At 35.6% G+C, this 943-nt stretch carries 1 rRNA gene; it reads right to left on the bottom strand.

Going from position 1 to position 943, the window contains the following annotated elements:
* Window positions 1-818 precede the first annotated feature (818 nt).
* Window positions 819-930: ribosomal RNA gene (rrf, locus tag AC1DP6_RS36465) — 5S ribosomal RNA — on the bottom strand.
* Window positions 931-943: the final 13 nt, after the last annotated feature.

Raw genomic sequence — 943 nt, 5'->3', positions numbered from 1 at the left:
TGAGCCAGGATCAAACTCTCCATTGTAAAGAAGTTTTGATACTGACTAATTTCTCTCGAAATCAATCGGTGATCTTATTAATTATGTTTAGCTGTACATTACCTGTTTGAACCTAAGCATCACTACTTAGATTCGTGCTGTTGTTTCCAWTCTTTCAAAGAACTTTGATCATTTACATGATCGTTGTTGATGTGTGAGATCCGATCTCTGTGGCTCTTTAGCCGTACATCTTTTGTTATTTTTAGAAGAACTTTTTTATATCGTTTGCGTTGGGGTTGCAAAGGTAGTGATCTTTTATTTAATCACCAAAACTTTTACAACATTTTTTATATTTAATTATCTCAATTTGAATGACTTATATATTGGGAAAGTGCATTTTAACCTTCTGATAATCAACCCATTATTTTGCAAAGAACTGTAGCTTTTTGAGCGGACGGCAAAGGTATGATCTTTATCATTCGCAGCAAAAATTATTTCAACTTAATTGCTTATTTATTTTCTGTATGTCAATTTGATTTTAAGCTTGGTGCTTAAGTGTATTTCTATTCTTATTAAAGAAGTAGAAACGTTGATGACACCATTGTAAAGTGTAAGTGGTAGGTTGTTGCCTAGCCTGGTGTATCATCATGTTAGCAGTGACTTGCTATTGTAAAGAACTGTATCTGTTAGTGGGTGGAAGATGTATAAACATCCTGCCTTCACCAATTGTGTGTGTCTTTATTCTTAATAATCTTAGAGTGCTTACTCTTTAGTAATGCTCTCTACTCTTAAAGAAAGAAAAAGCCTTAGTGCATAAACACTAAGGCTTCACTTAATAAGTATGGCAGCTACCTACTCTCCCGCATTGTTGTGCAGTACCATCGGCCATGAGGGGCTTAACTTCTCTGTTCGGAATGGGAAGAGGTGAACACCCTCGGCAAAACCACCATAAGATCTTCTTTGC

It is taken from the genome of Chitinophaga sp. 01L420 (assembly GCF_056399985.1).
Note: the sequence above shows the minus strand (reverse complement) of the source record. Positions and strands in the feature narration are given on the sequence as shown.